This is a genomic window from Corynebacterium marquesiae, assembly GCF_030229635.1.
GTDB lineage: Bacteria > Actinomycetota > Actinomycetes > Mycobacteriales > Mycobacteriaceae > Corynebacterium > Corynebacterium marquesiae.
In genome coordinates, this window is sequence record NZ_JASPII010000020.1 from 1 (window position 1) to 26,733 (window position 26,733).

A 26,733-nucleotide genomic window follows, 5' to 3' on the forward strand; every position below is an offset into this window, starting at 1 on the left:
ACTCAATCGGCATCCAAAAAGGCCAAATCTAACCCCAGCGACACGCCGAGCCAGACACACATTTTGACCCTTAACCCAAAATGGTGATCCGAGTGGAGCGCTCGCCATTGTGTCACTTCTCAGAGCTCCTGGGAACGACCGCGGAAATAAAAAATGTCCGGCCCCTCCAAAGAGGGAGCCGGACTTCATGCTGTGGAGCATAGGAGAATCGAACTCCTGACCTTCTGCTTGCAAAGCAGATGCTCTACCAATTGAGCTAATGCCCCATTGTTCCGTGGTGGGCCTAGCTGGAATCGAACCAGCGACCTCATCGTTATCAGCGATGCGCTCTAACCGACTGAGCTATAGGCCCTTGTGCGGAACGAGAATTAACTCTACATACTATCCCCGGATTTATACAAATCGCCTGCTCAACAGATATTTCTTGCAACTCAAAAGCGGGGAAAGATTCGCACGGAAGAAAGAAAAATGCCGGCACCCGAAGGTGTCGGCATCTTCCAGAACGAGAGAGGCGCTAGCGGTTGTCTAGGTCGACCCGCAGGCCGCCAAAGACGTCCACGATGGCGTTGTAAATAACCGCCATCAGTGGTGCCAGCAACGTAAGGAGAACGGCGAAAATAACGCCGATGAGCGCGGAGGCGGAGATAATGACACCGAAGGTGACCTCGAATCCGCCGCCCACGCCGCCGACGAGGCTATTGAGCGATTCCCAGATGCCCACCTGGTTCAGGCCGATGTAGAGCAGGCATACGGCCAGCATCCAGGCAATGAGTCCGACGAGTGACAAGGCCAGACCAACGCGGAACGCGGAAGTGGGCGAGATTCGCGTAATCGTTACGTCTCGTCGTGCCATTAATTACTCCTCATCCTTGGAGGCATCGCCAGCCTTGTGCTCCTGCTGGACCTCATCCACGGTCTTTTCGCCCTTGGCCACAGCCTGAGCGTCTTCCTCACCATCTTCTTCGACGTTGCGGTCGATGGCAAGCAGTTCGACGTCGTCGGCCAGGTTCACCAAGCGCACACCCATGGTCGCACGGGAGGACGGACGAATCTGGTCCACCTCGGTGCGGATGACGCCGCCGGCGGAGGTGATGGCGAAGATCTCGTCATCCTCATCGACGGAGATGGCGCCGATGAGCTTGCCGCGCTTCGGGGTGTACTTGAAGGTCATAACACCCAAGCCACCGCGACCCTGCGGGGTGTATTCCTCAATGGCGGTGCGCTTGCCGTAGCCGCCAGAAGTGGCTACCAAAAGGAACTCGCCATCGTGGACCACGGACATGGATAGCAGCTGGTCATCGCCGCGGAAGCGCATGCCCTTCACACCGGCGGTAGCGCGGCCCATGGGGCGCAGCTGGTCGTCGTCGGCAGTAAAGCGGATAGCTTGGCCCTGCTCGGAGGTAAGCAGGATGTCATCGCCCTCGGAGACGAGCTGTGCGCCGATGAGCGCATCGCCCTCGTTGAGGTTGATGGCGATAAGGCCAGCGGAACGCGCGGACTCATAATCGGTCAGGCGGGACTTCTTCACGCGGCCCTGCTGGGTGGCGAGGACCAGGTAAGGAGCGTCCTCGTAGGACTGAATCTGGATGACCTGCGCGATCTTTTCTTCCGGCTGGAATTCCAGCAGGTTAGCCACGTGCTGGCCGCGTGCGGCGCGACCGCCCTCTGGCAGTTCATAGGCCTTGAGGCGGTAAACACGGCCGAAGTTGGTAAAGAACAAGATCCAGTCGTGCGTGGAGCAGACGAAGAAGTTCTTCACAATATCGTCCTGCTTGAGCTCAGCGCCGCGCACGCCCTTGCCACCGCGCTTTTGCGCCTTATAGGAATCCACCTTGGTGCGCTTAGCGTAGCCGGTAGAGGTAATGGTGACCACGACGTTCTCGCGGGCAATGAGGTCCTCATCGGTGACATCGCCGGTGGCCGGGATGATCTCGGTGCGGCGTTCATCGCCATACTTATCGACGATCTCTGCCAGCTCATCGTGGACAATCTGGCGCTGGCGCTCCTCGCGGGCGAGGATGTCCTTCAGGTCGGCGATCTCGCGCTCGATCTCGGCCAACTCGTCGATAATCTTCTGGCGCTCCAGAGCAGCCAGCTTGCGCAGCTGCATGGCCAGGATGGCATCGGCCTGGATATCGTCGACGTCGAGAAGCTCCTTCAAGCCTTCGCGAGCCTCGTCCACGGTGGGCGAACGGCGGATAAGGGCGATGACCTCATCCAGCATGTCCAGTGCCTTGACCAAACCGCGCAAGATGTGGGCGCGCTTCTCGGCCTCGTTCAAGCGGTACTGGGTACGGCGAACGATGACCTCGATCTGGTGCTCCACGTAGTAGCGCAGCATCTGATCCAGGCGGAGGGTGCGCGGCACGCCGTCCACAATGGAGAGCATGTTGGCACCGAAGGAGGTCTGCAGCTGGGAGTGCTTGTAGAGGTTATTGAGCACCACGCGAGCCACAGCGTCGCGCTTGAGGGTGACCACGATGCGCATGCCCACGCGGTCAGAGGACTCATCCTCAATCTTGGAAATGCCCGCAATCTTGCCGCTGGCCACGGACTCCGCGATATTGGAGATGAGGTTATCCGGGTTGACCTGGAACGGCAGCTCGGTAATCACGATGGTCTGACGGGAGCCAGACTCCTCGATGGAGGTCACACCGCGCATGCGGATGGACCCGCGGCCGGTGGTGTAGGCATCCTTGATGCCCTGATCGCCCACAATGAGGCCGGCGGTGGGGAAATCTGGGCCCTTGACGCGCTCCATGCAGGCTTCCAGCGCAGCCTCTTCATCGGCGTCTGGGTTATCCAGCATCCAGTAGATGGCCTCGGCCAGCTCGTTGAGATTATGCGGCGGGATATTGGTGGCCATACCCACGGCAATACCGCCAGAACCGTTCATGAGCAGGTTCGGAACGCGGGACGGCAGGACGTCCGGCTCGCTGGTCTTGCCATCGTAGTTGGGCGAGAAGTCCACGGTGTTCTCGCGGATATCGCGCACCATCTCCATGGCCAACGGGGTGAGCTTACACTCCGTATAACGCATTGCTGCGGGGCCATCGTTACCGCGGGAACCGAAGTTACCCTGGCCATCCACCAGCGGATAGCGCATATTCCAGGACTGAGCCAGACGCACCAAGGTGTCATAGATGGCGGAGTCACCGTGCGGGTGGAACTGACCCATGGTGTCCGAGACCGGGCGGGCGGACTTCACGTAGCCACGCTCCGGGCGGTAACCGGAATCAAACATCGCGTAGAGGATGCGGCGGTGCACCGGCTTCAGGCCATCGCGCACCTCCGGCAGGGCGCGGCCAACGATGACGGACATGGCATAGTCGATGTAGCTCGACTCCATCTCCTCATTAATGTCAATGGGAAATATGCGATCAAAAAGATCGTCGTTATTGTCACTCATAACCCCAAATTCTACCCTCTAGCGCCTTTCAGGGCTCGAATTGCCGCACGGGTGGTATCACCGTGGTATCACTTAAGGCATGGCAATGACATTGCGACTTACGGACGAACAGGATCACGCGCTGACGCTACTGGCCTCCGCGCAGGGCACCTCCAAGCACGAGGCGGTGGTGCGCGCCATTGTTTCAGCCGCAGCCCGCACGCTTGCCGATGCCCACGTGCAGTCCACCGCCCGCGCCCTCCTCCCCGGCCGCGCTGAGCTGGAGGCGGAAATCCGCCGTGCCCGGCCCGCACAGTCCTAGGCAAGCATGACTACTGAACAGCTCTACCTCTTGGCCCGCGAGTTTTGCGCTCGCTTTAACCTCCGCATCACCAACTTCGCCGCCCTGGCGGCCGCGGCAGCGGCCAGCACCGCCAAGGTGGAGGGAATAGCCATTCATGACAACCACCGCGATGCCGCCCGCGCCATGGCCGAGGTATTAGCCCGCGTGCCGGCGCTGAGCGGGTATAACGCAGAGTTCGCAAAGTTCAGCGCGCGCGTCTACCTTAGTGTTAAAGAAGTTACCTAAGTTACCAGGGATAGTGACCCAAGAAAGGAACTACCACCATGTCCCGCTTCAAGAAGATTGCCGCCTCGAGCCTGACCGCCGTGGCGCTAGCTGCCACCGCCGTCACTGCTCCTACCGCCACCGCAGCCGATGCCGCTTCCTGGGAAGAAACGGTAAATCCGGACTTTCAGCCGGGCGAGGCCGGTGGTTCCTCTACCGGTTCTTCCCAGCTGGACCTCACCCTGATTATCACCGCAGCGGCCGCCGGTGTCACCGCGCTGGCCAGCGCCGTGGCCCTGTACTCCCCTAACGTGGATCTGGAGAAGGCCGCGCGCGATGCTGGCTTGGGCCAGATCACCGATCAGATTGCCGCCATTCAGGCCAACCTCCCTGGCCTGCCGGGCCAGCCCGCCTAACTCGCGTAAGGTGGTGCAGCATGGCACATCTTTCTGAACTTATGTCAGGTCCGCAGCGCACTGCGGTGATTAGCGATTGCGGCGAGCTGGTTGAGGGGGTCGTCGCCAAGCAATCGGGCATTACCGGAATGGCGCTCAAGGGCGCCGTCGCCGCCGCGAAGAAGGTCGATTCCGCCATCATTACCAAGGCCCTAGGCCGCGTGCTACCGGATATCCTCCACGCTTTAGATCCGCACTGGCAAGAGTTTGCACGCAGCTCCGAGCAGGATTTCGGTTCCTTCCTGGAGCCCCGCAGCGCCCAGGTGAGCGATTCCATCATGTCGGTGGCCGATAAGCATGCCGAGCAGATTAACTCCCCCGCGCTGTCTAAGCCTTATAACTCCTTGCGCGGTAAGGCCTCGAAATTCCTCACCCCTGCGGTCCCGGATTTCGGCCGCGTGCTGCAAAAGCACATGTAGCCTCCGCACGCTTGAACCTAAATCAAACCGCAGAGTATAAGTGTGGAAGTGACTACTTCCGCAGCTAACCAAACCGAGTACCCCGCCGGCCAAGATCCCGCCCGCTGGCGGGTGCTTATCGTTTTGCTCACGGCGCTCTTCATGTCCCTGCTGAGCGTGTCCATCGTGAACGTAGCCCTGCCCTCTATTCAATCGGGCCTGGGAGCCTCTGAGTCTGATGTGCAATGGGTACTCTCCGGCTATGCGCTCACCTTTGGTGTCATCCTTGTGGCGGCCGGCCGTGCCGGAGATCTCTTCGGCCGCGGCGGCATCTTTCTAGCAGGCATTGCTATCTATTCCCTCAGCGCCGCCGTCGCCGGCTTTGCCCCCAACGCGGAGGCACTCAACGCCGCCCGCTTTATCCAAGGCATAGGCGCTGGGCTGCTCAATCCGCAGGGCGTGGGAATGATCCAGCAGTACTTCCGCGGTCCGGAACGCGCCCGCGCCTTCGGCTACTTTGGCTCCACGGTAGGCATCGCTGTGGCTATCGGACCGGTACTGGGCGGCCTGCTCATTCGCCTCGGCGGCGCGGACCTAGGTTGGCGGCTGACCATGCTGGTCAATTTCCCCGTCGGCCTTATTGCCATCATCTTAGGATTACTGTGGTTTCCGCGGCCGCTGTTTTCCCGCGTGCGCGATGAAAATGGCAATAAACTGGGCACCTTCAAGGCCCTTGCCACCCTGGATCCCATCGGTGCGGTGATCCTCGGTGCTGCAGTGTGGGCCATCCTCTTCCCCTTCATGGAATCGTCCGCTTCCCCGGCCGTGTGGTGGCTCCTACTGCTGGGCGCCGTCCTCCTTGTGGGTTGGGTGCTATGGGAGCGCCGCCACAAGGCCACCGGCCATCCGCCAATGGTGGATCTCACTATCTTCGCCACCCCGAGTTTTCGCAATGGCACCATCATCGCCACCTTGTGGTTTATGGGTATTACCAGCATTTGGGTGCTCGTGGCACTCTACTTCCAAAGCGGACTCGGACACTCCGCCCTGGCTGCCGGATCCGTAGGCATTCCGGCTGCCTTGTTGAGCTCCATATCTGCCACACTGGCCGGTCGATCCGTTTCTGTTTATGGGCGCAAGGTCGTGGTACTTGGCATGCTGGTGACCATCTTCGGTCTGGTGGCCACAATTGCGCTTATCTGGGCCACCGAGCAGTGGGGAGCCAGCGAATGGTGGATGGTCCTTTCGCTGGCCTTTGTTGGTGGTGGCCAAGGCTCGGTCATCTCCCCCAACCAAACGCTCACCTTGGCGCACGTTCCACAGGCCTACGCCGGATCGTCCGGCGCCGTCCTCCAAACCGGCCAGCGCATTGGTACGGCCATTGGGCTTGCCGTTATTACGGCCATCGTTTTTGCCACCTTGCACGGCACAAGCGCGGACTGGCCGCTGTCCATCATTGCCGGCTTCAGCGTCATCCTCGCCATGTGCCTCGCTTCCCTGGGATTCGCCATAGCGGATCAGCGCAGCTCCCAGGCCTAGGCCCGGCGCTTTCCGACGCCACAATTAAAGCCCACCGCGGTAATTCCACGGTGGGCTTTGTGCTGCGCTATTAGATATCCAGGAAGCGGACGTCCTTCGCGCGGCGGGTAATGAAGGAGCGGCGAGCCGAGACATCATCACCCATGAGGATGGAGAAGAGCTCATCGGCGCGCTGCGCGTCTTCCAAGTCCACACGGCGCAGGATGCGGGTGCTCGGGTCAAGCGTGGTCTCCCACAGCTCGGCGGCGTTCATCTCGCCCAGACCCTTGTAGCGCTGGATGCCGTCATCTTTGTTTATCTTGCGGTTTTGCTCCAGGCCCTCGGCCAGCAGCTTATCGCGCTCGGCGTCGGAAAAAGCATAGCCCGGAGCACCCTTGGACCACTTGAGCTTGTACAGCGGCGGGTTAGCCAGGAACACGTGGCCATCCTCAACCAGCTGCGGCATGAAGCGGAAGAGCAGGGTCAATAGCAGCGTGGCAATGTGCTGGCCGTCAACGTCGGCATCGGCCATGAGCACGATCTTGTCGTAGCGCAGCTTCTTGATATCGAATTCCTCGTGGATGCCGGTACCCAACGCGGTAATAATCGCCTGGACCTCGGCATTCTTGAGCACCTTATCCATGCGGGCCTTCTCCACGTTGAGGATCTTGCCGCGCAGCGGCAGGATGGCCTGGAACATGGAATCGCGGCCACCCTTAGCGGAGCCACCTGCAGAGTCACCCTCCACGATGTAGAGCTCGGAAATCTTCGGATCCTTCGAGCGGCAGTCTGCAAGCTTGCCTGGCAGGCCACCGAGGTCGGTGGCGGACTTGCGGCGCACCATCTCGCGAGCCTTGCGGGCAGCCATGCGAGCATGCGCGGAGGAAACAGCCTTATTGATGATGGCCTTAGCCTCTGCCGGGTTGGCATCGAACCAGTCATTGACGTGCTCGTTGACCGCGCGCTGGACAAAGCCCTTGATCTCGGAATTGCCCAGCTTGGTCTTGGTCTGGCCCTCGAACTGCGGATCACCCACCTTGACGGAAATGACGGCCGCCAAGCCTTCGCGGCAGTCATCGCCGGAGAGGTTACCGTCCTTTTCCTTGAGGAGCTTATGCTCCTTGGCGTAGCGGTTCATCAGGGAGGTTAGGGCCGCACGGAAACCCTCTTCGTGCGTGCCGCCCTCGTGGGTGTTGATGGTATTGGCAAAGGTGTGAACGGACTGCTTATAGCCCTGGTTCCACTGCAGCGCTACCTCTACCTCGTGATCCTCGCCCTTCGCATCGAAGGAAACGATCGTCGGGTGGATCGCGGTCTTGGACTTATTGAGGTACTTGACGTAGTCGGTCAAGCCATCCGGGTAGTGGAAGGTTACCTTCTTGCGGCGCTTCTTCTCTGCCGCAGCGTCCTCCGCCTCGCCGGATTCTTCGTTGAAGGTATCGCCGGCGTCCGGGGCATCATCGAAGGAGGTTTCATCCGCGCTGGTCTCGCCGGATTCTGCATCGGCGATTTCCTCCAGTTCGATCTGCTCTTCGGTGACGCGCTCGTCAATGAGCTCAATGCTCAGGCCCTTGTTCAGGAAGGCCATTTCCTGCAGGCGGCGCGAAATGGTGTCGTAATCGTACTCCGTAGTTTCAAAAACTTCCGGGTCCGCCCAGAAACGAATCTTGGTGCCCGTGCCGCGGGCATTGCCACCCTCAACGAGCTCGTCTGGGATGGCGTTCTGGAAGTTTTGGTACCAGTGCTTGCCGTCGCGCTTAATCTCCGCCTCCACGCGGGTAGAAAGCGCGTTCACCACGGAAATGCCGACACCGTGCAGGCCGCCGGAAACGGCATAGGAGTCGGAGTCGAACTTACCGCCGGCGTGCAGCTGGGTCATGACCACCTGGACGGTAGGTGCGCCAGAGGCGTGCATTTCTACCGGGATGCCACGGCCATTATCGATGACCTCTACGCCGCCATCTTCTAGCAGCTTGACGGTAACCTTATCGGCGTAGCCGGCCATGGCCTCATCGACGGAGTTATCAACGATCTCCCAAATGAGGTGGTGCAGGCCGCGCGAACCGGTCGAACCAATGTACATGCCGGGGCGCTTACGGACGGCCTCGAGGCCCTCCAGGATCGTAATTGACCCGGCATCATATGCGTGTTCTTCAGCCACGGATTCATGCTCTCCTTTTGGCTATAGCTAATTCTAAGACCTTGACTATTCTACACGGATACCCCCTACTGAAAGACACCCCACACCCGTGAGAGATAGGAATCTGGCGCGCTCTGAGGTTATTTACATTGTGCAGGTCTGAGTAAACCTCAGCCTATTAGCCATATGTATCTTGTGATCCTTGCGGTTTGACCCACTGCCGCCCCTCATAATTGCGCCTTTGTTTCGGCCCGTGAATTCGCAGTTCCACAATGACATCGGGGCCTAGGCGGTCAGAGATTTTCCGCAGGATTTGGCGCTGCAGGTAGCGCAGCTCCGTTGCCCAGGTGGAGTTATCGCAGGATACATAGACAATCTTGTCTTTAATCCGCTGCGGCTGCGTATGCGCGGCAATGCGCTCGCCCACCAGATGCTCCCAATTGCCCATCACCCAGCCATTAGCCAGATCATGCTCCCACCCACGATTGACCACCTCGCGGTTAATTTGGGATCCCAGGCTCGGCACGGCCAGCGTGCGCCGTTTCTTTCTGCCATCCGGACCCGTAGGCCAGCCGCGTTGGTAGCCCATATACCCCTGCTTTTGCGCCTTCTCCAGCGAGGGCACCGGCATCTTCGGTACCGGGCGGGTCAGCTTCGGCGGGTTTTTGGAGGTGGACCGAACCAGCTTGAAGTATTGGGTGACGGGATCGATGCGCTGCTTGCCGACGCCCCCTTGCTCCTCACTCATTCCCCTCACCTTCCCCAGCGGCATCTTGAGCAAGATCTTCGGCAGAATCTTCGGCGCTGAGCTTGGAAATGCGGCCGGTCTCGGTATCTTCTACGCTCACGCGGTAGCGCACGATGGGTTCCAAGTTTCCGGGCAGATCTTCATCCACGGCCGCGGTGATGAGCACCTGTTCGGCCTCGGCGGCCAAGTGGACCAGCTGCTTGCGGCGCTTGGCATCGAGCTCGGCAAAGACATCATCCAAGATGAGCACCGGATCGGATCCTCCCTCCTGGCGCAGGAGGTTGAATTCCGCCAGGCGCAGCGCGATGGCATAGGACCACGTCTCGCCGTGGCTGGCAAAGCCCTTGGCCGGCTGATCACCCAGGTTGAGCACCAGATCATCGCGGTGCGGACCCACCAGGGAAATGCCGCGTTCGATCTCGCGTTGCCGGGCGCTGGCCAGCTCGGTGAGCAGAACCGCTTCGAGCACCTCGCGATCGGAGGTATCGATCGTGGACTTATACTCCACGTGCGCCGGCCGCGATTCTGGCGCCAGGCCGGAATAGGCGGCGGGGATGTGGTCCAAGAGGGCGTCGACAAGCGAAAGGCGCGCGGCGATTACTTGTGCGCCGAGGTGGGCAAGCTGCGCATCCCAAGTATCCAAGGTGGCCAGCGCAGCGGCGCCATCACTATCGGAATAGCCCCGGCGCAGGTTACCGGAGGCCGATTTCAGCAGGGCATTGCGTTGTTTGAGTACCTTGTCGTAGTCGGCCTTCACGCCCGCTAGCCGCGGAGTCCGCGAGGCAATGATGCTATCGAGGTAGGCGCGGCGCCCAGCCGGCTCCCCACGCACCAAGGCCAAGTCCTCCGGGGAGAAGAGCACAGTTTTTACCACACCCAGCAGCTCACGGGGGCTGCGCAGGCGGGTGCGATTAATCTGCGCCTGGTTGGCCGCGTGGGGCTTAATCAGCAAATGGGTAGTAAGCTCGCGGCCCTGGTTCACCGCGGTAATGGATACCCGCGCGCTATCCGCGCCCTGGCGCACCAGTGGTGCATCGTGGGAAACGCGGTGGGAGGAAAGGTGGGCGGTATAGCCAATGGCCTCAACGATATTGGTCTTGCCAAAGCCATTGCGCCCGACAAAAAGGGTGATCCCCGGCCCTAGCTGCACATTAAGTTCGGGCCACGAGCGAAAATCCCGAACATCGAGATCCCTGACGTACATTAGCCCGGCAGGCGAACCGGCATGAGCAGGTAGGTGAAGTTGGTCTCCGGCGTGGGGAAGTTGCCATCTTCATCGGCCTCAGGCAGCTCTTCCGGTTCTGGGATCATGATGGCTGGGCGCGAAGGCTCGGTAAAGCCGAAGACCACGCGGTCGGTATTGATGACGCCCAAGCCATCCTTGAGGTAGCCCGGATTGAAGGCGATGAGGAATTCATCGCGGCCATGGAACGCACACGGCAGGGTCTCGGTCGCGTTACCAGCATCCGCACCGGCGGAAAGGGTCACCTGACCATCGGCGAATTCCATCCGAATCTGCGCGTTGCGATCCGTCAGCAAAGACACGCGGCGAATTGCTTCCTGCAGCGGGGCGACCTCAATGGAGGCAATATTGGTGTGGTTCTTCGGCAGCAGGGGTTGCACATTAGGGAAGTCCGCATCCAGCATGCGCGTGGTGGTCTCGCGATTATCCGCGTGCAGGCCAAAGAGGCCATCGGCACCAATATTGTCATCGGTTCCCACAGCGATTTCCACTGGGATATTTAGGTGCGGATCCAAAGAACGACCGGTTTCCTGCAGGGTCTTCGCAGGTACCAAGAGTTTCGCTTCTACATCCGGCGACTTCGGCTCCCATTCCAAGGTGCGCATGGCCAGGCGGAAGCGGTCCGTTGCCGTCATCTCAATGTCCTTGCCACGGATATCCATGTGCACACCGGTGAGCATGGGCAAGGTGTCATCCTTGCCGGCCGCAGCGGCGACCTGATGGATGGCCTCGACGAAGAGCTGTGGCTGGATGGTGCCGGTAACCTCCGGCAGGACCGGGAGCTGCGGGTAATCATCCAGAGGAATCAGTGGCAGCTCAAAGCGGGAAGAACCACAAGTAACCAGAGCCTTGGAATCTACCTGGGAGATCTCCACTTCCTTGTTGGGCAGGGAAGCGACGATGTCAGAGAGGAGCTTGCCGGCTACCGCGATCTGTCCGGGTTCATCCACCATTCCGGCGATTCGGACGCGGGTGGACACCTCGTAATCGAAGCCAGTGAACTCAAGACCATTGTCATCCGCGGTGATCAGCATCGCGCGGAGCACGGGCTGGGTGACCTTGGACGGCAGGCTGCGAGCAACCCACGCTACGGCGTTGGCAAGGTCATCTTTGGCAACGCGAAATGACACGGCTTCATCCATGGTGCGAAGAGCTCCTCTGAGGCAAGTAGGAAATTTGTTACTTACAAAAGACTGGCTTCCAACTTACCGCATCGGGCGCGGTGCGCCACAACGTGTAATTCCATCTTTGCCCGCCCGATCGGCGCCTGGCCCAAGGCAGGCCGGGCCGAATTCCACACACCCTCTTTCCTCTATACAGATCAAAGAAATAATTTAGTAGTAGTAATAAGCGCTGTGGGATCTGTGGGTAACTAGGTAAATGACAAGTTCAAGCCGCAGATCCGGGGTGTGCTAATTCTTGTGATCTTGCTGTGATCAATCGGGGCGAATTGTGGACAACTAACGGGATCACCGTTTTATCCACAGGTTTTGTCATTTGATCACCGATCTACACACAGCGCTGATCACAGGGTGGTTCTCCCAGCATAGAGCCTGTGGAATTTAAAACTGTGAGTAAGATCTATGAATTACAAAGATGGAATTACACAAGTGTGAATAACGCTGTGGATAACTCTTTTCGCAGTTAAGAGAGCACTTTTCGCGGACCTTCTGGGTTCTTTGTGGAATTACACGAAGGTGTAGGCGGCTGTGTGGACGGTTTGAACCAGGTTTCGGTGTCTCAGTCAAGAATCTCTGATCTGGTAGTTCTGGTCTCACCTTTAAGTAGTCCGAGCAGAATCCGCGAAGTGACAAAGGGCAGACAAAAGCGCCCTCCTTTATATAAGGAAGGCGCTGAAGCAGCGGTAGAGAAATTTAGGCGCGACCGCGATTCTTGATGCGCTGGGTGAGCGCCTGGATCTCGTCGTAAGTATTGCGCTTTTCAGTCATCTCTTTGCGGATCTTGCGATCCGCGTAAATGACGGTGGTGTGATCCTTGCCGCCGAATTGCTCACCGATCTTGGGAAGGGATAGCTCCGTGAGCTCGCGGCACAGATACATAGCCAACTGGCGTGCATGCGCCACCGCACGCTTTTTGCCAGCACCGCGCAGAGTCTCTACATCAATATCGAAGAATTCTGCCGTGACCTCCATGATCGAGGTAGCGGTGATTTGCCGATCGGCGGAATCTGGGGCCAAATCGCGCAGCGCGATTTCTGCCATCTCCACGTTGATTGGCTCATTCACCAAGGAGGAATAGGCCGAAACGCGAATCAGTGCGCCCTCGAGCTCACGAATAGATGACTCAAAACGAGAGGCAATGAGCTCAAGCACGGAGCGATCCACTTCGGTGCCGTCATTGGCCGCCTTCTTCATCAAAATCGCGATACGCGTTTCTAGATCTGGCGGCTGAATATCGGTGATAAGACCGCCTTCAAAGCGGGTGCGGAGGCGATCTTCCAGCGTGGTTAGTTGCTTCGGTGGGCGGTCCGAGGACAAAATGATCTGCTTATTGGCTTGGTGCAGCGCATTGAAAGTATGGAAGAACTCTTCCTGGGTGGATTCTTTGCCTTCCAAGAACTGGATGTCATCGACCATCAAAATGTCGAGATTGCGGTAGCGCCGCTTGAATGATTCCTGACGGTCATCGCGCAGGGAATTAATATAGTCATTCGTGAATTCTTCCGAAGACACATACTTCACGCGCAGACCCGGATGTAGTACCTGGGCGTAATTGCCGGCGGCATGCAAAAGGTGCGTTTTACCCAGACCAGAGCCACCCCAGATAAATAGTGGGTTGTACGCACGGGCGGGATTCTCGGCCACAGCCACGGCGGCACCATTGGCAAAACGATTCGAAGAACCGATCACGAAGCTATCGAAGGTGTGCTTCGGATTGAGGGAAGTTTCACGGTTGGGATCGTGCGCCGGGGCCTCGCGCGGGATGCGGGCAGAATTGGTGGCAGCACCGGAGAAATTTCCCGCGGATTCGGCCTGCTGTTGGTTATAGTGCTGGGCCAGCTCATCCAGGCTTGCAGGAGCGTGACTCGACTGCCAATTGTTCTGGGAAGGGGCCTGCTGTGCAGCGGCATCCGTTTGCTGCGGGCGCGGAATGTAGTTCTGGGTAGATTCCGTGTTCTGCGGCGGTTGCGCTTGAGGCGGTTGCTGTTGTTGAGGGGGTGCTGGCTGTGGTGCAGGGTCCGCGGCCGGCGGCTGTGGCTCTTGCGGAGTGGCAAGGGTAACCGCAAAGGAACACGGCCGGCCTAGGTGGCGGGTTAGGGCCTTGGCGATGTGCTCGCCCAACTCATTTTCGACCACATTTTTGGCATCCAGGTTCTCGGCGGCGACGAGGGTGTAGCCCTCGACCATCATGATGGGGCGAACCAGTTGGAGGTAAAGGCGCTGTGAGTGCGAAAAACTAGGGACCTCGGAATTGGGTTGCTCGGATTGTGCGAGCAGGTCATCAACGACCGCGCGCCAAACGGCATGCAGGTTCGCTTGTGGGTCAGTCACAACAGGCTACCTTTGTGGAATTTAGTCGGGGACGGGTGGACATTGAATAACAATTTTCACTGCGGATTCCACCGTGGTTTTCACATCGGTTTTTATCGAGTCACCTCGATCTCCACAGAGTTATCCACAGGTGTGGATTAAATAGTTATTCACAGCTTAGTTCATGACTGTGGATAACTCTTCATTGGCTAGTTTATGGCCCTATGCTGCGGAAACTACAAAAGTCTCAAGCGCTGATTTAGAGTTATCCACATGACCGGTTGGGCTGTGGAATTTGATTCTTCTGTTCTACCGCCGAAACGGCGGGTGTGTCTAGCGAGAAAAATTCACCACCCGGGTGTGGGTTGGGGTGGGTCTTACTGCGTGATGGATTAGGTGCAGCAAGAGCGCAGAATCTGGCCCTCTAGCTGCAGGAAAAAACATTTATGTAATTTCGGGTGTACCCGGGTGTCGATTTGTTCCCAGCGGCAGAAATCACGTAATCTGGCATGGTCTATTGCAACAAAGAGTTGCGCGTGAAAGTGACAGCGTCACCTCGCACCGGCTGGGCCCGTCGGCTCGCCGTGCACCGGAGAGACTGTGATGCGTCAGGTTCATGGAATCTATTCATCAGTGGGCGTGCCGCTGCATCGCGGTGGTGTGCCTACGCACAACTTCAAGGAGAATTAACGTGGCAAAGGGTAAGCGCACGTTCCAGCCGAACAACCGTCGTCGTGCTCGCAAGCACGGCTTCCGCACCCGCATGAGCACTCGTGCAGGTCGCGCCATTGTTGCAGCTCGTCGCAAGAAGGGCCGCGCAAAGCTGACTGCATAAGTTATGCTTCCAGCCCAGCACAAGCTCACGTCGCCGACGCAATTTCGGCGCACGATGAAGGGCAGTCGCCGGGCGGGCACTCGTACGGTCGTCGTGCATGCGCGCGACAACGCAGGTACGGACAAGGCAGCCGATATCGCCGCCACTGGGCCGCGATTTGGGCTGATTGTTTCTAAAGCCGTCGGGAATGCAGTGGTTCGCCACCGCACCTCCCGGCGGCTTCGCCATGTGTGTATGACATTCATTCCCAAGCTGCCTGCCAGCGTGGACGTTGTCATCCGTGCTTTGCCCGCCAGCGCCACTGCTAGCAGTGAGCAATTAGAAAAAGATCTTGCCAAAGCACTGCGCAAGCAATGGGATATCTAAATTCCCGCGGGGAGGAAATTCCCCCAGCCAGAGGATTGGCCAAACCAATGGTCAAAGTGGTTCGTTTCTACCAAAAGTATGTCTCTGGCCTTAAGATGGTATCGACCTGTCGGTTCGAGCCGACATGCAGTGCTTATGCCCTAGAGGCGCTTTCTCAACACGGCGCAATCAAGGGTACGGCGATGGCAATAGCCAGGGTCTGCAAATGCGGCCCCTGGCATCCGGGCGGATTCGATCCGGTCCCGGGTACCAACAACAATTGAGGATTAAACACTCGTGCTTAATTTCATTTACTGGCCAATTTCGGCCGTTTTGTGGTTCTGGCACTGGCTGCTGTCCCTCGTAATGGACCCTGCCTGGGGCATTACCTGGATTCTGGCCATTGTGCTGCTGACCTGGACGCTTAAGGCACTAATGGTCAAGCCGACCATTAGCCAGATTCGTTCCTCGCGTAAGATGCAGGAAATCCAGCCTAAGGTGCAGGAAATCCGCGCGAAGTACGGTAATGACCAAACCAAGGCCGCGCAGGAAATGCAGAAGGTCTACAAGGAGTCCGGCGTTCGTCCGATGGCCGGCTGCCTGCCGGTCTTCGTGCAGATTCCAATGTTCGTTGGTTTGTTCCACGTGCTGCGCTCCTTCGACCGAACCGTGGCGGTAGCCGGTGGCTTTGGACATCCCAGTGGTGACCCAATGTCCATTGAGGAAAATGCTAATACCGCGAACTACATCTTTAAGCCGGAACTGGTCCAGCAGTTCTTGGATGCCAAGATTTTCGATGTTCCGCTGGTGACCAACCTGCGCTTGAACTCGCCGATTGTAGAGGGCGTGACCACCAGCCAGGCAGCCGTCATTATCGTTCCGATGATCGCCATCATTGCGGTCATGACGCACTTCAACGCCCGCATGAGCCTGAACCGCCAGGAAAAGCGCCGTGCCGCTGGTAAGACCCAAGCACCGCAGGGGCAGAATGCGGAAATGATGCAGCAGCAAATGGCTATGATGTCCAAGATGATGCTGTGGGTCATGCCGGCCATGCTGATTTTCTCCGGCTTCATCTGGCCGATTGGTTTGCTGTTCTACATGATGGCCAATACGGTCTGGACCTTCTTCCAAACCCGCATCGTCTATGCCAAGATGGACCGCGAGGAAGAAGAAGAGGAAGCCGCTAAGGTTGAGGCCAAGCGCACTTCCGCGCCTAAGCCGGGTGCCCGCAAGAAGGACAACCGCACCAAGAAACAGCGCAAAAACAAATAAACACGGAGGAGAACCCCATCGTGTCCGAGATGGACCCGTCAGTAGTATTCGGCTCCCGCTTGCCCCTCGCGCAGGCTTACCATGATTCGCTCGCTACAGACGGGTCCACTCGTGGTTTTATAGGCCCCCGTGAGGTGCCACGTCTGTGGGACAGGCATATTATTAACTGCGCCGTCGTCAAGCAGGCAATCCCGGAGGGCGCCACGGTTATCGACGTCGGCTCGGGTGCTGGGCTGCCCGGCATTCCGCTGGCCATTGCACGCCCAGACCTGCAGATCACCTTGATCGAGCCGCTGCTCAAGCGCTATAACTATCTCAACGAGGTCGTAGAAGAGCTGGGCCTAGACAACGTAACGGTGCTGCGTGGCCGTGCCGAGGAAGGCCCGATTAAAAAGGCCGTGGCGGGCGCAGACGTGGTCACCTCCCGCGCCGTCGCACCGCTGGGCAAGCTGGCGAAATGGTCGCTGCCGCTCGTACGCAAGGGTGGTGAGATGATCGCGCTGAAGGGTTCTTCGGTACACGAGGAACTGGAGCGCGATGCCGGCGACATTAAGAAAGCCGGCGGTGGAAAGGCCGAGGTCAGCACCATCGAGGGAACCACGATCATTCGTGTCCCGCGCGTGAACTAAAGTAGACGGCATGACTAATCCGCGCCTTATCACCATTGCTAACCAGAAAGGCGGCGTAGGCAAAACCACCTCCGCCGCTAACTTGGCCGCAGCCCTAGCCACCGAGGGCAAAAAAGTGCTGGTGATCGATCTTGACCCGCAGGGAAACGCCTCCACGGCCATGGGCGCGGAACATAATTCCGGCACCGATTCCAGCTATGAGGTGCTCCTTGGGGACTGCACCGCCGAGAAGGCCATGCAGCCCTCCTCGCACAACGAGAACCTCTTCTGCATCCCCGCCACCATTGATTTGGCTGGTGCTGAGATTGAAATGGTCTCCTTGGTACGCCGTGAATTTCGGCTCTATGACGCCCTGCATAATGGCTTCCTTGAAGAGCATGGTTTTGAATATGTCTTCATTGATTGCCCGCCATCCCTTGGATTGCTCACCATTAATGCGATGTCCTGCGCTGAAGAGGTCATCATCCCGATTCAATGCGAGTACTACGCGCTGGAGGGCGTAGGCCAGCTGCTGGGCAATATCTCCATGATTCGCGAGCACCTCAACGAGGATCTGCATATTTCCGCCGTGCTGTTGACCATGTATGACGCCCGCACGCGCTTGGCGGAGGATGTGGCCGATAACGTCCGCGAACAGTTCGGAGCCGTGGTGCTGGCCAATGTTATCCCGCGCTCCGTGCGCGTTTCCGAGGCACCGGGGTACGGTACTACGGTTATTGATTACGCTCCCTCGTCCACCGGTGCCCGCGCCTACCTTGCGGCCGCGCGCGAGCTTGACCGGCGTGGCGATTACCGCCCGCACCCGACCACTGGGGCGATTGGCGTGAGCCCAGAGATTTACGCGGAATTGGAAGGATAGGAACTCATGGCAGAACAGAAGCAAGGCGGCCTTGGCAAAGGCCTAGCCGCACTCATCCCGTCCGGTCCTGATGCCCCTACCCGCAAGCCGCGCCTGGGAGATTCCGCGGCGGATATTATTTTGGGTAATTCCACCCCGCAGCCGGGCCGGAAGGGCGGCGAAGGCAAGCGCGTAAAGGGCGCTCCCACCATTCAACAGGGTTCTGGCTCTAAGTCCTCCAAGAAGCGCCAGGCCACCCCGGCTCCTATCGGTGCGACCTACCGTGAGATTTCCATTGGAGATATCATCCCCAACCCGAAGCAGCCGCGCACGGTCTTCGACGAGGATGAACTCGGTGAACTCGTCCACTCGATCCGCGAGTTTGGTCTGTTGCAGCCCGTGGTCGTTCGTCCTTCCGAGGAAGGTGGCTTCGAGCTCATTATGGGTGAGCGGCGTTGGCGCGCTTCCTCCAAGGCGGGCCTAGCCACGATTCCGGCCATCGTGCGCGATACCAAGGATGACAACCTGCTGCGCGATGCTCTGCTGGAGAATATTCACCGCGTGCAGCTCAACCCCTTGGAAGAAGCGCACGCCTACCAGCAGCTGCTGGAAGAATTCGGCGTTACCCAGAACGAGCTGGCGGACCGCATTGGTCGTTCGCGCCCACAGGTGACCAATATGCTGCGCCTGCTCAAGCTGCCGGTAGAGGTACAAAAGCGCGTAGCTGCTGGTACCTTATCTGCCGGCCACGCGCGTGCCCTATTGTCCTTGGACGACACCGAGGCCATGGAATACATTGCCAACCGCATCATCGCGGAGGGCCTGTCCGTACGCGCCACCGAGGAGGCAGTCACCCTCTACAAGCGCGATGGTAAGCCGGCCGAATCCAAGAAGAAGCAGCCGGCACCGCAGCCGCAGTACTTTACCGATTCCGCTGAGCGCCTCTCCGACCGCTTCGATACCAAGGTCACCGTGACCATGGGCAAGCGCAAGGGCAAGATGGTCGTGGAATTTGGTGACCAAGAAGATTTCGAGCGCATCATGGCGCTTATTGAGGGTCAACACTAACTGGGGCGATGATCCTCGAGCCGGTACGCGAAGGCGCGCGCATTCACCGCCAGGCCGCGCGCAGCACTTTTTGGGAGCTGGAGGCCTCCGTGGTCGATCCCGCCTTTGAAAAGGAAGCGTGGCTGGCCACTACCCTGCTCTCCTTTGGTCAGTGCGGCTTTACTGTGGGCGAGGACGCCACCATTTTCTTTTGCTCTCGCGAGGATGCTGCCGGCGCCGCCAAGCTTCCCACCGCCCCCATTTCAGACGATGCGGACATCATTACCTCGCTCTTCGTTAAGGCACATTTAATGGGGCGTGGCATTGAAGCAGTGCTTGTCGACGCCGCCATTATGCACCTCACCAAACGCGGCAGCACCGCCGTGGAGGCCTTTGGCTATTACGGCGATCCTGCGGCAGCGGCGGATTTCTTGGGCCACAAACCGGCCTATATTGGGCTGATGTCTTATGAGACTTTGCGCTCCGCCGGCTTTGAGGTAGCCGCGGATCACCCAGTACTCCCCCGCTTGCGGCTCGAGCTGCCGCCCGAGCACGATATGCTCAGCGCGGCAGCGGCCGAAGACCTCCTAGCCCGCGCCTTGGCCTAGATTCTAGGCCGAGGACTGTTCGGCCTGGAGCAGCTCGGAGAACTTATAGGTGCCGGTTACGGCGGTGTCCTGCTCCATGAGGTACATGCGCTTTACAGCAATCACGATCGCCTCCGCAATGTCATCGCGGCGGGACGGGTTGGTGAGGATCTTTACGTCCTCTGGGTTGGTCAGGTAGCCCAGTACGATCTGGATGACCGGCATCTGGGTCAAGCGCAGCAGGTCCCAGGTGCGGCCGTGGTTGCCGCAGTCCAGCAGCTCAGTGCGCGCGACAATCTCGCGTTGGATGAAACCGGAAAGGGTCTCACCAATGAGCGAGGAATTGCCCAACTCAGAACCAAAGTAGAAGGTGGCAACACCATTGGCCTTCTCATTGGGGTAGGAATCGCAGGCTAGGGAAATGACCATGTCCGCATCGAAAGCGTTAGCCAGTTCGGCGCGGGACTTGACGTCCGCATCGGAGGTCCGAGGACGGGAGATGATGGTTTCCATGCCTGCGGCAATCATGCGCCCCTCGATGCGCTGGGTGAGGTCCCACAGGATTTCCTGCTCGGAAATATCACCGAAGCGCCCCTTGACCAGCTGGCCGGCGTCGCCGCCGCTCAAGGCGGGATCGATGACAACGCGCTTGCCCGCCAGCTTAGGGCCGGCGTTGCGGACGCGCTCACGCTCTTGGATATTGTGCGCGGAACCACCGGTAATACGGCGGCCGAGCAGTCCAAGGGCGCGGATGGTGGCGGGGCCGCACACACCATCTTCTTGCAGGCCGCAGTTGTGCTGATATTCCTTCAGGGCCGCGTGGGTATTAGTACCGAAGTGGCCGTCTACGCGCTGCTGGTAGAAGCCGAGCTCCTGCAGTTGTTGCTGGAGCTGCGAGATATCGTCACCTACCAGCTCATTCGCAGGCTCGTAGCTAAGGACGCGGCTGCCGAGCGTGTACGAGGCTTGGCGCAGTTCGCGCAGGGTGAGATCGTCGATTTCGCCCGTCGGCACGATACCGCGGGATTGCTGGAAGGCCTTGAGGACCTCAGACAAATTGGCATCAAAGCTCTTGTCGCTCTCGGAGTACTTCTGCTTCTTCCAAGCAGAAAGTTCCCCTTTGAAATCTGACAAGAGGCCGAGACGGGCCAAGGTAGCGCGAGCCTCAGCTACACGCACGCTTGTATCGCCGACTCGAAGAACGCGGTTCACGCCTTAATACCCCTTTCACAGCCCGCTTTAGTTAGGGCCGCATTCCAGAATTTCTACACGCTTAATCTAATAGGAATTAGATTAACAGTTAAAGCTGCTTTTTCACTTGCGCCACGATGTCATCTTTAGAACGCAGACCCACAAATTCGTCTACCTTCTCGCCGTGGTTGAAAATCAGCACATTGGGGATGGACATGATCTGGAACATGGCGCCTAGGTTGCGCTCTTCATCGACGTTAACCTTGGCGACGGTGACTTGGCCGTCCAACTCCTCCGCTACCTCTTCCAGGATGGGGGAAAGCTTCTTGCACGGGCCACACCACTCGGCCCAGAAGTCGACGACGACGGGCTTATCGGACTCGATGACGTCCTTACGGAACGTATCGGTGGTTACTTTCTTGACGTTGCTCATACTGAATTAACGGCTTTCTGCGAGGAAATGTTCCGCATCAATTGCCGCGCGGCAACCGGAGCCGGCCGCGGTAATTGCCTGCTGGTAGTGGTCATCCACCAAGTCACCGCAGGCGAAAACGCCAGGCAGGGAGGTCTTGGTGGTGGGTTGTTCAACTACAACATAGCCGTTGTCATTGAGCTTGACCTGATCATTGAGGAAGGAAGAACGCGGATCATGGCCAATTGCTACGAACATGGCAGTGACATCCAAGGTGGAAGTCTCGCCGTTGGTGACGTCCTTGAGTTTGAGTCCGCCGACCTTGCCATCGGCTTCAATAACTTCTTCGACGATCTTATTGGTCTCCCACTTGATCTTTTCGTTGGCCTGGGCGCGCTCCAGCATGATCTTGGAGGCGCGGAAGTTCTCGGAGCGGTTCACAATGGTGACAGAGTCCGCGAACTTGGTGAGGAAGGTAGCCTCCTCCATGGCAGAGTCGCCGCCGCCGATAACAGCGATATTGTGGTCCTTGAAGAAGAAGCCATCGCACGTAGCGCAGGTAGAAACGCCGCGGCCGGTAAGTTCTTCCTCACCTGGTACGCCGAGGTGGCGCGGGGCGGCACCGGTGGCGAGGATGACGGCGCGGGCCTCAAAGAGCTCGTCACCCACGTGCAGCTTTTTAATATCGCCTTCCAGCTCAACGGAGTCAACGACCTCCATGCGGAGATCCGCACCAAAGCGGATGGCCTGAGCGCGCATTTCTTCCATGAGCTCTGGACCCATGATGCCCTTTTGGAAGCCGGGGTAGTTTTCTACCTCGGTGGTATTCATAAGCTCGCCGCCGTACTCGAAGCCCTCGAAGACAATCGGGTTGAGCTCGGCGCGTGCCGCGTACAGCGCGGCGGTGTAACCGGCAGGGCCGGAACCTACGATGGCAACATCGTGGACGGTCATTGCTAACTCCCTTAAATCAGAGTGTGGTTTCGCGTAACGCCCTGAGTCTACCCGCCACGCTGACAAACGTCGGTATTAGCAAACTCACCCCATGGCGGCGCGTAGGACTTCCCTCGCTCGGGCGCGGCGGGATTTGATGGTGCCGGGTTTTACCCCTTGGGCGGTGGCAACTTCGCCGACGCGGAACCCGGCGACGTCGGTAAGCACCAGCGCTTCGCGCTGATCCTCCCGCAGCAGCTGCATTGCTTCTCGCACCACTAGCTGCTCCGCTAGGTTTTCGGAAGGGTTGTGCGCGAGCAGCAGGTTGCGATCGTCGTCAAAGTCCTCCGCATCTAATGAAGCATTTTCCCTGTTAGAACGGTGGTTCAAGTAGTCATAGCCAGAGTTTTTCACCAGCCGGTGCAGCCAGGTCGATAGCGCAGACTCGCGGCGATAGGAGTGCAGGTTGCAGCTGGCGCGCAGGAAGGCTTCCTGGACCACATCTTGGGCATCATGATCGTTTCTGGTGTAGCGCCGCGCTACCGTGGTCAGCCGCGTGCGGTGGCGTTCCACGATGGTGGAAAAGGCCTTATTGTCCCCCTCAATAAAAGCATCAACTAGTTCTTCGTCACTGCGGTCATGACTGAGCGTCATATGTAGATTCCCCCCGGATCAACAACTGTTATACACAGTGTGACCCGAGGGGAACTAGGGCGCGAGCGCTAGGCTGTACAGTTTATTGACCAGCCCGCACGCGGAGGGTGCGCCGCAGGTTATCGCGGCATTCCAGCAGGATGCGGCGCAGCGCTCCTGGCAGATCCCGATGCAGCAGGCGCGTGGTGGCGGCATCGGCCATCGGCAACTCTGGGTAGAAGCCACGGATGAGGCGGTTAGCAATCTCAATCGGGTGCGCGGCCCAGATATCTTCCACGCGGGAGAAGAATTCCTCCGCGAAGGCCTCCTGCAGGCTAGCTGAGCGTGGGGCATTGAAACCGGCGATCAGTGCGTCGACCTCGGCATTGGAATATGCGCCGGGCGTGAGCGCCTTATCGAACGCGGAGCGCTTGGTCTCCGGCGTGGGGAAGGCGTGGCTGGCGCCGAGGAATTCGGTAGCGCCGGTCAGCGTATTATCGCGCTGCTTTTCCTCTTCGAGCTCGGCCGGGGTTACGGCATTGCGGGCCGCGAGGGCGCGCAAGATCGACCAGCGGATTTCGGGGTCCAAGCAAAGGCCGGCAATGTCACCGGAGAGCAGGGCCTTAAGGCGCGCGGTACCTGATTCCTCCGGGGTTGCGGCGAGTGCGCGGATGGCGGCGCGAGCGAGCACAAGCTGGGCGTCCGAGGCTGGTTCGGCCTCGGCCAGGTGGCCCCAGATTGCCTCGGCATAGTCGGTGCGGACCTGCTCGCGGTCGGCGTCTGCCACATAGTGTGCAATGGCGAAATTGGCATTGGCGCAGGCAGTAGCCAGCAGCGTCGTGTTGGTCTCGTAGGCTTCGTGCTTGACGACGACCCCCACATAGTCAATCGCCGACATTTCCCCATCGCGGGTGAGGTTCCACAGGGCGGTCCAGATTACCGCGCGGGTCAATTCATCCTCGATGTCGGTCAGGCGCTCACTCGCTGTGTCTAGGGAGGTCTCGTCGAAGCGGATCTTGGCGTAGGTATGGTCGGCGTCGTTAAGCAGCAGCAATGCCGGGGCCGGAAGGCCGGCCGCTTCATCGATGATGGTGCGGGTGGTGCCATCGCCGGCGGGGAGATCGATGTCGATCTCGCGGTACTTGTGCAGGGATGCATCAAAGAGCGAAGCGGTCAGGCGGTGCGGTCGGGTGACGTCCTCGGCGTCTGCACTGATGGCCAGCTCCGCAATCTTCTCGCCTTCGGTGTGCAACTCCGGGGTGAGGGTATCCGGGCCCCAGGTGCGCAACCAGGCTTGGGACCAGGCATCAAGATCGCGGTCCGTGTGCTTCTTGAGCGCCTGCAGGAGGTCATCAAAGGTGGCGGCGGCGAAGGCGTGCTCTTGGAAGTAGTCGCGCGCACCGGCGTAGAAATTATCGCGGCCGACGTAATGCACCAGCTGCTTGAGAACCGCCGCTCCTTTGGCATAGGTGATGCCATCGAAGTTTTGGCGTGCGGCATCCACGTCCGGGATCTCCGCCTTGATGGGGTGCGTGGTGGGCAGCTGATCCTGCAGGTAGGCCCAGTTCTTGCGGGCGCCGGCAAAGTTTGCCCAGGCCTCGGTGTAGTCGGTGCCGTGGACGGAAGAATCCGCGCCCATAAATTCCGCGAAGGACTCCTTGAGCCACAGGTCATCCCACCACTGCGGAGTGACCAGATCACCGAACCACATATGGGACATCTCGTGCAGGATGGTATTTGCACGGCCGGCGTGCTGCGCGCGGGTAGCGCGGGAGCGGAAGATGTAATTCTCCGTAAACGTCACTAGGCCGGGGTTTTCCATGGCACCCAGGTTGTATTCGGGTACAAAGATGGAATCGTACTTGCCCCACGGATAGGGATAGCCAAAGTTCTGGTGGAAAAAGTCCATGCCTTGGGCGGTAACTTCTAGGATTTCCTCGTCCAGGTGCTCAAACATGGACGCGCGCGCAAAGGCGCGCAGCTGTGCCGAGTGGCTACCATCCGGGGCGGTCCAGGTGCGCTCTTGGTACTGGTAGGGGCCGGCGGCGAAAGAAGTCAGGTACGTCGACAGCGGCGGGGTCGGCGCGAAGGTAACGGTGGCGAGCTCCCCCTCTTCGCTGCGTTCGACTTCCGGTTGGTTGGAAAGGATCTGCCACTTTTTCGGTGCGGTCATGCGCACGTGGAAGACGGCCTTGAGATCCGGTTGCTCCAGGCAGGGGAAGATGCGCCGGGCATCAGAAGGCTCGAGGTGTGAATACAGGTAGGTCGCGTCATCGGCCTGATCGTGCATCCGATGCAGACCCTGGCCGGTGCGCGAATAGCGCGAGTGGCCGGTGACTTCGATGGCGAGCTCCTCCCCTACCGGCAGGCCGTGCAGCCGGATGATGCTGCCATCAAAGTCCACCTTCTGCGGGGTGCCATTGACCTTGACCTCCGCGACGGATTCGCCTAGGTAATCCAGGAAAAGCTCGGGCTCACTGCTGCTGAGTTCGAGGCGGGTAGTCACGCGGTAGGTGGGGCTATCGAGTACCTCCGAGAGATCGAGGTGGAGGTGATAAGCGCGCAGGTCCACCGTCGCTGCGCGTTCTTGGAGCAACTCGTGCTGCGTCTTAGTTTGTGGTGCGGTCATATCTACGAACTATAGTTACCGCCGTCACGTAGGGTGCGGGGTTGGGGTCTAAGTTCCGCTGCCTTTTAGAGGCAAACTACCCAGCGGGTATTGGGACCTCGCTGTGGATCAGTTGGATTTGAAGCGTCCTGGGTTTAGTTCCTACCTCTGCTAAGGAAGGATTGGCACTATGCCCAGAAAGTATTCCGCCGAATTCAAGGAGAAGGCGATCCATCAAGTCCTAGAGATGGTCCGTCGGAGTCCTGCTCACGGCAACGCGCGTACGAGGAAGTCGGAGAGCTCCTTGGCGTGTCCCACCACACGTTACGCGCCTGGTACCGTGACAGCGTCGCCCATGAGCAGACGGCACCAACAGGTAGCGAAACCATGGAAGAAGAGCTCAAACGGCTACGCCGGGAAAACCGCGAGCTGAAACGAGCCAACGGAATCCTCAAGACTGCCTCGGCTTTTTTCGCGGCGGAACTCGACTGACCCACGACCAGATGATCTCCTACATCGACGAGTACAAGGAGCAATTTGGGGTCGAGGCCATCTGCCGTGTTCTGAAACAAGCAGACCGTGGATTCATCACCTCCCGCGGCTACCGTAAAGCCACCACCCGCGCCCCGAGTGCGAGGGCCTTAAGCGATAGCCTGCTTATCCCAGAGATTCAGCGCGTCCATGCGGAAAACTTCTCGGTCTACGGCATCCGCAAGATGTGGCACGCCATGAACCGTGAGGGCTTTCATATCAGCCGCGACAAGACCGCACGTCTGATGAAACTTGCAGGTGTGTCTGGTCGACGACGTGGACGCACCCCGGTGACCACGATCAGCCCTAAGGTGCCGGATCATCGTCCGGATCTTGTGCAGCGAAACTTCCGGGCCACAGTACCTGGGCGACTTTGGGTCGCCGACATTACCTATGTTCGCACCCTGTCAGGATTCGCCTACACCGCGTTTGTCATTGACGTCTACAGCCGCAAAATAGTCGGTGTTGCCACCCGATTTACGATGCGCACTGATGCGCTGCCGATGGAGGCACTGGAACATGCGTTAACGACTGCAGGGCGAATCCACGGCGACCAGCTGATACACCACAGTGACCGGGGAAGTCAGTACGTGTCACTGAAATACTCCACCGCACTGGCCGAAGCCGAGATCCGGCCGAGTGTCGGCACAGTCGGAGATTCCTATGACAACGCGCTGGCCGAGACAGTTAACGGTCTCTACGAGGCTGAACTTATCCATCCTCAAGGCCCGTGGACATCAGTAGGAGAAGTCGAGCTAGCCACCCTGCGGTGGGTCCACTGGTGGAACACCAAACGTCTTCACGAGGCGTTGGACTACGCCACCCCACAAGAAGTAGAAACCGAGTACTATCTCACCGAGCCCATCAACACAGGGCCGTAAAAGAAGCGGAACCAAACCCAGGACGTTTCAATGTTTTCC

General features: G+C 59.0%; 25 protein-coding genes, 2 tRNA genes and 1 pseudogene. 14 read left to right on the forward strand and 14 right to left on the reverse strand.

The window, feature by feature from the left end; all coding sequences use genetic code 11:
- Positions 1–193: 193 nt before the first annotated feature.
- The 4 genes from QP971_RS10540 to gyrA form a co-directional block, all read right to left on the reverse strand.
- Positions 194–266: transfer RNA gene (locus tag QP971_RS10540), tRNA-Ala, on the reverse strand.
- Between the two features lie 9 nt (positions 267–275).
- Positions 276–352: transfer RNA gene (locus QP971_RS10545), tRNA-Ile, on the reverse strand.
- Between the two features lie 162 nt (positions 353–514).
- The gene (locus tag QP971_RS10550; protein WP_049378050.1) at positions 515–853 is read right to left on the reverse strand and encodes a DUF3566 domain-containing protein; all 339 of its coding nucleotides are present in this window, start codon (positions 851–853) and stop codon (positions 515–517) included.
- 3 nt (positions 854–856) lie between these two features.
- Positions 857–3,409 (reverse strand): DNA gyrase subunit A, encoded by a 2,553-nt coding sequence (gyrA, locus tag QP971_RS10555; protein WP_005326873.1) that lies wholly within the window; start codon positions 3,407–3,409, stop codon positions 857–859.
- 79 nt (positions 3,410–3,488) lie between these two features.
- Here gyrA and QP971_RS10560 point away from each other — a divergent pair, with 79 nt between their 5' ends.
- The 5 genes from QP971_RS10560 to QP971_RS10580 are packed head-to-tail and all read left to right on the forward strand — an operon-like array spanning position 3,489 to position 6,348.
- Positions 3,489–3,710: a CopG family transcriptional regulator gene (locus QP971_RS10560; RefSeq protein ID WP_284811805.1), complete on the forward strand. Its 222-nt coding sequence runs from the start codon at positions 3,489–3,491 to the stop codon at positions 3,708–3,710.
- 6 nt (positions 3,711–3,716) lie between these two features.
- Entirely contained in the window at positions 3,717–3,977 is a 261-nt protein-coding gene (locus QP971_RS10565) for a cell filamentation protein Fic (protein WP_284811802.1), read from the forward strand.
- Positions 3,978–4,015: 38 nt separating this feature from the next.
- Positions 4,016–4,372: a hypothetical protein gene (locus QP971_RS10570; RefSeq protein ID WP_284811800.1), complete on the forward strand. Its 357-nt coding sequence runs from the start codon at positions 4,016–4,018 to the stop codon at positions 4,370–4,372.
- Positions 4,373–4,392: 20 nt separating this feature from the next.
- Positions 4,393–4,830, forward strand: a complete 438-nt coding sequence (locus tag QP971_RS10575) for a DUF6918 family protein (protein WP_284811799.1) — start codon at positions 4,393–4,395, stop codon at positions 4,828–4,830.
- A gap of 42 nt (positions 4,831–4,872) precedes the next feature.
- Positions 4,873–6,348, forward strand: a complete 1,476-nt coding sequence (locus tag QP971_RS10580) for an MFS transporter (RefSeq protein WP_284811798.1) — start codon at positions 4,873–4,875, stop codon at positions 6,346–6,348.
- A gap of 70 nt (positions 6,349–6,418) precedes the next feature.
- On the opposite strand, the gene gyrB is transcribed toward QP971_RS10580, so the two are convergent.
- The 5 genes from gyrB to dnaA form a co-directional block, all read right to left on the reverse strand.
- Entirely contained in the window at positions 6,419–8,488 is a 2,070-nt protein-coding gene (gyrB, locus tag QP971_RS10585; protein WP_284811796.1) for a DNA topoisomerase (ATP-hydrolyzing) subunit B, read from the reverse strand.
- 157 nt (positions 8,489–8,645) lie between these two features.
- Positions 8,646–9,215 (reverse strand): DciA family protein, encoded by a 570-nt coding sequence (locus QP971_RS10590; protein WP_236882477.1) that lies wholly within the window; start codon positions 9,213–9,215, stop codon positions 8,646–8,648.
- Positions 9,208–10,419, reverse strand: coding sequence for a DNA replication/repair protein RecF (gene recF / locus QP971_RS10595; protein ID WP_236882476.1), 1,212 nt, complete (start codon positions 10,417–10,419; stop codon positions 9,208–9,210). The genes QP971_RS10590 and recF overlap by 8 nt, the downstream gene beginning before the upstream one ends.
- Positions 10,419–11,600: a DNA polymerase III subunit beta gene (gene dnaN / locus QP971_RS10600; protein ID WP_005325994.1), complete on the reverse strand. Its 1,182-nt coding sequence runs from the start codon at positions 11,598–11,600 to the stop codon at positions 10,419–10,421. The genes recF and dnaN overlap by 1 nt, the downstream gene beginning before the upstream one ends.
- A 732-nt stretch (positions 11,601–12,332) precedes the next feature.
- On the reverse strand, positions 12,333–13,970 hold the full coding sequence (gene dnaA, locus QP971_RS10605; RefSeq protein ID WP_239274528.1) for a chromosomal replication initiator protein DnaA: 1,638 nt from the start codon (positions 13,968–13,970) through the stop codon (positions 12,333–12,335).
- A 670-nt stretch (positions 13,971–14,640) separates the two neighbouring features.
- Between dnaA and rpmH the strand changes: the two genes are divergently transcribed.
- From rpmH to QP971_RS10645, 8 genes are read left to right on the forward strand one after another with little or no spacing between them, the layout of a single operon-like run.
- Positions 14,641–14,784, forward strand: coding sequence for a 50S ribosomal protein L34 (rpmH, locus tag QP971_RS10610; RefSeq protein ID WP_003847033.1), 144 nt, complete (start codon positions 14,641–14,643; stop codon positions 14,782–14,784).
- A 3-nt stretch (positions 14,785–14,787) separates the two neighbouring features.
- On the forward strand, positions 14,788–15,150 hold the full coding sequence (gene rnpA / locus QP971_RS10615; RefSeq protein WP_005326013.1) for a ribonuclease P protein component: 363 nt from the start codon (positions 14,788–14,790) through the stop codon (positions 15,148–15,150).
- A gap of 47 nt (positions 15,151–15,197) precedes the next feature.
- Positions 15,198–15,413 carry a membrane protein insertion efficiency factor YidD gene (yidD, locus tag QP971_RS10620; protein ID WP_198492273.1) on the forward strand — a complete coding sequence of 72 codons (216 nt, stop codon included), beginning with the start codon at positions 15,198–15,200 and terminating at the stop codon, positions 15,411–15,413.
- A gap of 13 nt (positions 15,414–15,426) precedes the next feature.
- A complete protein-coding gene (gene yidC / locus QP971_RS10625) occupies positions 15,427–16,404 on the forward strand; it encodes a membrane protein insertase YidC (protein ID WP_049378060.1) in 978 nt (325 codons plus the stop codon).
- 29 nt (positions 16,405–16,433) lie between these two features.
- Complete coding sequence (gene rsmG / locus QP971_RS10630) at positions 16,434–17,033, forward strand: 16S rRNA (guanine(527)-N(7))-methyltransferase RsmG (RefSeq protein WP_049378067.1); 600 nt, start codon at positions 16,434–16,436, stop codon at positions 17,031–17,033.
- 10 nt (positions 17,034–17,043) lie between these two features.
- Complete coding sequence (locus QP971_RS10635) at positions 17,044–17,892, forward strand: ParA family protein (protein ID WP_284811791.1); 849 nt, start codon at positions 17,044–17,046, stop codon at positions 17,890–17,892.
- 6 nt (positions 17,893–17,898) lie between these two features.
- Positions 17,899–18,939: a ParB/RepB/Spo0J family partition protein gene (locus QP971_RS10640; RefSeq protein WP_005326890.1), complete on the forward strand. Its 1,041-nt coding sequence runs from the start codon at positions 17,899–17,901 to the stop codon at positions 18,937–18,939.
- An 8-nt stretch (positions 18,940–18,947) separates the two neighbouring features.
- On the forward strand, positions 18,948–19,526 hold the full coding sequence (locus QP971_RS10645) for a 2-methylaconitate cis-trans isomerase PrpF family protein (RefSeq protein WP_239274533.1): 579 nt from the start codon (positions 18,948–18,950) through the stop codon (positions 19,524–19,526).
- Between the two features lie 3 nt (positions 19,527–19,529).
- Here the strand turns inward: QP971_RS10645 and QP971_RS10650 are convergent, their stop codons facing one another.
- From QP971_RS10650 to pepN, 5 genes are all read right to left on the reverse strand, one after another.
- Positions 19,530–20,717, reverse strand: coding sequence for an N-acetylmuramoyl-L-alanine amidase (locus tag QP971_RS10650; protein WP_284811789.1), 1,188 nt, complete (start codon positions 20,715–20,717; stop codon positions 19,530–19,532).
- 88 nt (positions 20,718–20,805) lie between these two features.
- Positions 20,806–21,129 (reverse strand): thioredoxin, encoded by a 324-nt coding sequence (gene trxA / locus QP971_RS10655; RefSeq protein WP_049378064.1) that lies wholly within the window; start codon positions 21,127–21,129, stop codon positions 20,806–20,808.
- 6 nt (positions 21,130–21,135) lie between these two features.
- Entirely contained in the window at positions 21,136–22,062 is a 927-nt protein-coding gene (gene trxB, locus QP971_RS10660; RefSeq protein ID WP_284811787.1) for a thioredoxin-disulfide reductase, read from the reverse strand.
- A gap of 84 nt (positions 22,063–22,146) precedes the next feature.
- The gene (locus QP971_RS10665; protein WP_284811784.1) at positions 22,147–22,695 is read right to left on the reverse strand and encodes an RNA polymerase sigma factor; all 549 of its coding nucleotides are present in this window, start codon (positions 22,693–22,695) and stop codon (positions 22,147–22,149) included.
- Between the two features lie 82 nt (positions 22,696–22,777).
- Positions 22,778–25,303, reverse strand: a complete 2,526-nt coding sequence (gene pepN, locus QP971_RS10670; RefSeq protein ID WP_284811782.1) for an aminopeptidase N — start codon at positions 25,301–25,303, stop codon at positions 22,778–22,780.
- A gap of 169 nt (positions 25,304–25,472) precedes the next feature.
- On the opposite strand from pepN, the pseudogene QP971_RS10675 reads away from it, so the two are divergent.
- Positions 25,473–26,694, forward strand: a pseudogene (locus QP971_RS10675) (IS3 family transposase).
- Positions 26,695–26,733: the final 39 nt, after the last annotated feature.

Coding starts and splice junctions, on each gene's coding strand:
- gyrA (WP_005326873.1), bottom strand. CDS start 3,409: ATGAGTGACAATAACGACGATCTTTTTGATCGCATATTTCCCATTGAC.
- QP971_RS10645 (WP_239274533.1), top strand. CDS start 18,948: ATGATCCTCGAGCCGGTACGCGAAGGCGCGCGCATTCACCGCCAGGCC.
- rnpA (WP_005326013.1), top strand. CDS start 14,788: ATGCTTCCAGCCCAGCACAAGCTCACGTCGCCGACGCAATTTCGGCGC.
- QP971_RS10560 (WP_284811805.1), top strand. CDS start 3,489: ATGGCAATGACATTGCGACTTACGGACGAACAGGATCACGCGCTGACG.
- yidD (WP_198492273.1), top strand. CDS start 15,198: ATGGTCAAAGTGGTTCGTTTCTACCAAAAGTATGTCTCTGGCCTTAAG.
- trxA (WP_049378064.1), bottom strand. CDS start 21,129: ATGAGCAACGTCAAGAAAGTAACCACCGATACGTTCCGTAAGGACGTC.
- QP971_RS10565 (WP_284811802.1), top strand. CDS start 3,717: ATGACTACTGAACAGCTCTACCTCTTGGCCCGCGAGTTTTGCGCTCGC.
- recF (WP_236882476.1), bottom strand. CDS start 10,419: ATGTACGTCAGGGATCTCGATGTTCGGGATTTTCGCTCGTGGCCCGAA.
- dnaN (WP_005325994.1), bottom strand. CDS start 11,600: ATGGATGAAGCCGTGTCATTTCGCGTTGCCAAAGATGACCTTGCCAAC.
- QP971_RS10590 (WP_236882477.1), bottom strand. CDS start 9,215: ATGAGTGAGGAGCAAGGGGGCGTCGGCAAGCAGCGCATCGATCCCGTC.
- QP971_RS10570 (WP_284811800.1), top strand. CDS start 4,016: ATGTCCCGCTTCAAGAAGATTGCCGCCTCGAGCCTGACCGCCGTGGCG.
- QP971_RS10640 (WP_005326890.1), top strand. CDS start 17,899: ATGGCAGAACAGAAGCAAGGCGGCCTTGGCAAAGGCCTAGCCGCACTC.
- pepN (WP_284811782.1), bottom strand. CDS start 25,303: ATGACCGCACCACAAACTAAGACGCAGCACGAGTTGCTCCAAGAACGC.
- rsmG (WP_049378067.1), top strand. CDS start 16,434: ATGGACCCGTCAGTAGTATTCGGCTCCCGCTTGCCCCTCGCGCAGGCT.
- QP971_RS10635 (WP_284811791.1), top strand. CDS start 17,044: ATGACTAATCCGCGCCTTATCACCATTGCTAACCAGAAAGGCGGCGTA.
- QP971_RS10665 (WP_284811784.1), bottom strand. CDS start 22,695: ATGACGCTCAGTCATGACCGCAGTGACGAAGAACTAGTTGATGCTTTT.
- QP971_RS10550 (WP_049378050.1), bottom strand. CDS start 853: ATGGCACGACGAGACGTAACGATTACGCGAATCTCGCCCACTTCCGCG.
- QP971_RS10575 (WP_284811799.1), top strand. CDS start 4,393: ATGGCACATCTTTCTGAACTTATGTCAGGTCCGCAGCGCACTGCGGTG.
- trxB (WP_284811787.1), bottom strand. CDS start 22,062: ATGACCGTCCACGATGTTGCCATCGTAGGTTCCGGCCCTGCCGGTTAC.